This is a genomic window from Holospora curviuscula (assembly GCF_002930195.1).
Classification (GTDB): domain Bacteria; phylum Pseudomonadota; class Alphaproteobacteria; order Holosporales; family Holosporaceae; genus Holospora; species Holospora curviuscula.
Genome location: NZ_PHHC01000032.1, coordinates 1 through 1394 on the forward strand (window position 1 = coordinate 1; position 1394 = coordinate 1394).

General features: G+C 42.1%; 3 protein-coding genes. All 3 read left to right on the forward strand.

All coding sequences use genetic code 11. From position 1 onward, the window contains the following. Nucleotides 1-84: 84 nt before the first annotated feature. Entirely contained in the window at nucleotides 85-360 is a 276-nt protein-coding gene (locus tag HCUR_RS08970) for a hypothetical protein (RefSeq protein WP_207760839.1), read from the forward strand. Beyond that, nucleotides 341-781, forward strand: a complete 441-nt coding sequence (locus HCUR_RS00655; protein WP_207760840.1) for a DUF2924 domain-containing protein — start codon at nucleotides 341-343, stop codon at nucleotides 779-781. Before HCUR_RS08970 ends, HCUR_RS00655 begins: the two co-directional genes overlap by 20 nt. Further along, a partial coding sequence (locus HCUR_RS00660) for a recombinase family protein (protein ID WP_129591792.1) occupies nucleotides 781-1394 on the forward strand: 614 nt, incomplete at its 3' end. The genes HCUR_RS00655 and HCUR_RS00660, both read left to right, overlap by 1 nt.

Sequence of the window (1394 nt, forward strand, 5' to 3'; positions counted from 1 at the left end):
TCATATCCTAAAATTTAACTTAAATTTATCATACCTAACATGTGTTAGGTTAGTCAAGAGCTATTTGTAACATATGAAGTTCTTGTGAACGAAATCTCTCCGGAAGCTGTAAATAACTCACATGCCAATCAGATGAGGTTCCTTATGTTGTTAACCACAGCCCAATACTATGATCGCCTGAAAGAAGTTGCGCATATTATCGCTGCAGCAATTATACGTACACATTCTAGCAAAAACCTAGGTAAATCAAGGCCTTCAGAGAAACTTTCTCTTGACTTCTCTTCAAAAGGAAGCGCTTCTAGAGCAAGTTTGTTGGAGAAAACTAATTATGGTCAAGATCATGAAAGAATCTGTTATTAAGCAAGTTCTGGCTTTGCAAAGTAAAAGCACTGCAGAACTTAAAGAACTGTGGCGAAGTATTTTTGATACCGATGCGCCGCCCCATTCCAAAACCTATCTCATCCCAAGGCTGGCCTATCGTCTGCAAGAACTCGCTTATGGGCCTATGGCTGAAAAGTCAGCAAAACAGCTGGATAATTTAGCCGATCAAATGGAGAAAGGTAAAAAGTTCACCAATCACTATATGGCTTCAAAGCCTTTGGCCGGCACCAAGCTCATTCGTGAATTCCAAGGTGACTTGCATGAGGTGCTGGTTTCAGAAAATGGCTTTATCTATCAAGGGCAAAGCTATAAATCCTTATCAGCCATTGCTCGTAAAATTACCGGTACCAGATGGAATGGACCAGCGTTCTTTGGCCTGCGTAGTAACAAGGAGGCCTGATGAATAAAAAGATACGCTGCGCCATTTATACACGTAAATCCCATGAGGAAGGATTAGAGCAGGCCTTTAACAGCCTTGATGCGCAACGACTTGCGGCTGAAAGCTATATCGCCAGCCAACAACATGAAGGATGGGTAGCTTTAGCTAAGTCCTATGATGATGGAGGTTATTCCGGTGGCACACTGAATCGTCCGGCTTTACAAGAGTTGTTTCAAGATATTGAAAATGGCCTGGTTGATTGTGTGGTGGTTTATAAAATTGATCGTTTATCGCGCTCCCTGATTGATTTTTCCAAAATTGTAGAGCTTTTTGATAAGCATCAAGTGACATTTGTGGCAGTGACTCAATCCTTTAATACCTCAAGCTCCATGGGGCGTTTGATGCTTAATGTTCTGCTTTCTTTTGCGCAGTACGAAAGAGAATTAACCGGTGAGCGTATCCGCGATAAATTTGCCGCCTCCAAGAAAAAAGGCATGTGGATGGGCGAAAATCCGCCACTTGGTTATGACATTTGTGATCGCAAATTAGTGATCAATCTTGAAGAAGCAAAGCTGATTCGGCATATCTTTAGCCGTTTTTTGATTTTGCGCTCAACCACCAATCTGGCGCGGGA